This window comes from Natronospira sp. (assembly GCF_007134575.1).
Lineage (GTDB): Bacteria > Pseudomonadota > Gammaproteobacteria > Natronospirales > Natronospiraceae > Natronospira > Natronospira elongata.
This window is the reverse complement of record NZ_SLKM01000293.1, coordinates 1-2,959: the sequence shown is the minus strand read 5'-3', so window position 1 is coordinate 2,959 and position 2,959 is coordinate 1. Positions and strand designations below refer to the sequence as shown.

Here is a 2,959-nt window from a genome sequence, read left to right as displayed (position 1 = left end):
TACCTGGACATCTCCCGCGCTCAGTGCACCCAGTAGTTTTTCGTTTTTGTGGAAGTACCGGATGCGATCCGGATCTTCCTGGTCGCCGCCCTTCGGTTTCTGACCCATCTGCACGTCAATGCCCATCTCCTCAGCGGCTTCGGCGACGCTGTCGAGCAAGTGGCGAATCACCTTGTGACTGTTGGCGGTGATGCCGACCCTGCGCCCATTGCTCACGAGTTCACAGATCATCCGCGCGCCCGTGAAGCTTTTGCCCGTCCCCGGTGGCCCCTGGATAGGCAGTAGACCGCCATGCATTGCGGGTGCGATGCGCAATGCCGCGTCCAGCGGTTTTTCGTCTGGGCGCTGCAGGCTTTGTCCACTGGTTTCCAGCGGCTTACGCAGCAACAGTTCCCGGGCGCTTCGGTACGGCCCGGTCCCTTCCACCCCGTGCGCCGCAACATACTCGCCCAAGCGGAGGACCGATGCGGCGAGCCCATCCGACTTAACGCGCTCGAACTTGAACGCGCCGGCTGGATGGTACTCGGCCGTGGCCTTCGCCTTCTGAATGGTGATGGTCTGATGGGAATCATCCACTTCGACCACCTTTCCGAAGCTGTCGCCCCCGACGCCTTTCAGGCCCTCGCCGCCGCGCAGGTCGGTGTCTTGGGGCTCGAATGAATACTGGTCAATCGGGATGCCCTGCTTCGAGCGTCCGACGGTTTCGATGAATTCGAGCCCGCCAAGGGCGGACTTCTCGTGGACCAGTTCGTCGGCGGACAGATCGCGCAGTCGGAAATACTCCCACCACGTGGCCTTGTCCTCGCGGCGGTGCCATTCGAGCGAGTACGCGAGGATCCAGCGGGCCTGTTGTTCCGGCGTCCGTTCGGTCGGATCCGCTGGGACGTCGTGCGTGAGCTGGGCGATCAGCTCCTGAATGTGGCGCTCGGCTTCGGACTGTTCCTCGCGCTCGCGGGCCTCGGGAGGATGTGGCCGTGGCACGTCCGCACCCGAATCGATCAGCCCCTGCCGCAGCCCCTCCAGCCAGTCCCGAAGCCCAGCAGTGGCGAAGCAGTCGTCCGCGTTGTACTGCTCAACGGTTTTTCGGGTGTTCTCATCGATCGCGTCCAGGTCGTCCAGCTCCAGCGCGAATGACAGGCGTGTCAGCGCCGAGTTGGCCTCCGGCATGGCGACCTGGCGCTCGAAATCGAAGAACGGTTCGAGCTTCTTGATCGAATAACTCTCGACGCCTGCGCGTAGGGCATGTCGCGTGATGCCGAGAAGGTCGATGAAAACCTCGTCACGAAGCAGATCATCCAGTTCCAGTACACGGGTCGCGTAGCGCCCCATCAGGCGTTTGAGCGCCGCGGGCTCATAGGGCGCGAAATGGTAGATGTGCAGGTCCGGGTAGGTTTCCTTCCGTGCGCTGACGAAGTCGATGAATGCCTCGAACGCGCGTTTCTCGTCCTCCCGGTTGAGTGCCCAGTGTGACTGGTAGTGCCAATTGCCGTTGCCGTCCAGAAAGGCGTAGCCGAATAGGTATTCCAGTCCATGCTCGCCGACGAAGGCGTCGCTCTCGATGTCGAAGAAGATGTCGCCCTTGGAGGGCTCTGGGAGTGCGGTGAGACCGAAGCTGGGTTCGAGGTCGAGCAACTCGTATTCGTGCGTACCGCTCCGGCGCGCCTTTACCTGGATGGCGGCTTGGTGGCGGGTTTTCTCCAGGGCGTGGGCCGAGCCGCGCTCGGGTCGGAAGCCGATCGGAACGGGCGCTTGTGCCAGGGCCTCGACCGACTCGATACCTTGCTTGCCCCATTCGTTGATCTGACTCTTGGTGATCCCGGCGACGAGGGACAGGTGATCATCCGTGCGACGGCGGTCATCGCATTCACGCTGCCAGCGACACATCTCGCAATGCGGTTTGGGGTCCGGGTACGTGCAGGCCTCGTCCGCCGAGTTGGCTGCCTGTTCGGCCGCCTGCTTCACCCGGCGGTAGTAGGCAGCGTAGTCGGCGACCCGGAACCACTGGGGTTCGTATTCGCTCCACGGCACGACGACGCCGACGAAATCGGGGGCAGCCCCTTGCATGTCACCCAGCAGGTCGGCGTAGAGGCAGAGCTGGAGGATCGTGGCACCCTTCGTCTCCCGAGAGAGTTTAGTGTCCACAATTCGGTAGCTATATTTCCCGAGGAGGCTAGGCGTCTCGACGCGCAACAGAACGTCGGCTCGACCGCTCCAAATTCCGCGGCGAAGCGCGGCTTGAACGATTACGTCGGCGCCGGCCTCCATCGCTTCGCGCGTGGCTCGCACCGCGCCGTCATCGATGCCTACCCCGTCGATTTGGGTGACCGATAGGCCTTGGTCCTCGAGTGCCTGGACAAACGCGGCCTCATGCCGAAAGCCGCGCTCGCGAAGGATCTCCGTCAGCGGGTCGTAGTAGTCCGGCTTGGCGCGCTGCCCGGTTTGGTGCTGCCAGTCGAGCACTGTCAGATGATCACACGCGGCATGTGCGACCAGGTCCGTGGCGCTGAGTGTGATGTGTCCCTTTTCCACTTGCATACGAGATTTCCTTCCGTAGACCTTTCGATAGCGAACGATGCTAGCAATGCGGGTGGCTCACACAATGAGCCAGCCGTTTGGATTCCGTCCCCTTCCGATGCTCGTTGCCTGATCTCGTCCCGTGTGGGCTGGTTACGCGTCAGGGGATCTGTATCCGTCTGCTCGCCAGCAGCGCAATGGCCGCCAAGTGAAGAACGTACTTGTAGGCGTGGGACGAGACGAAACGTCCATCGTCCGTTTGGAGTTGCAGCGAGACGGTCAGCTTTCCATGATTTCCACCGTCGCGCTTGAGCGAGCGGTTCTGGTCGCTTCGTACGGTAATGTTCAGGCGTTTCTCCCAGCGATTCCGCTGTTGGCGCTCGTCAATGCGGCTCTTCTCGGAATACACGTGCGTGCCGAAAAGCAACCCTCGGTCATCCGCAAT

General features: G+C 62.1%; 1 protein-coding gene and 1 pseudogene. Both read right to left on the bottom strand.

The genetic code is table 11. The features are described 5' to 3' along the window. Positions 1-2,535 (bottom strand): TM0106 family RecB-like putative nuclease (locus tag ACJWXQ_RS11900; RefSeq protein WP_406672881.1); only part of this gene is annotated, 2,535 nt, incomplete at its 3' end. A gap of 139 nt (positions 2,536-2,674) precedes the next feature. Then, positions 2,675-2,959, bottom strand: a pseudogene (locus tag ACJWXQ_RS11895) (site-specific integrase); the annotation flags it as partial.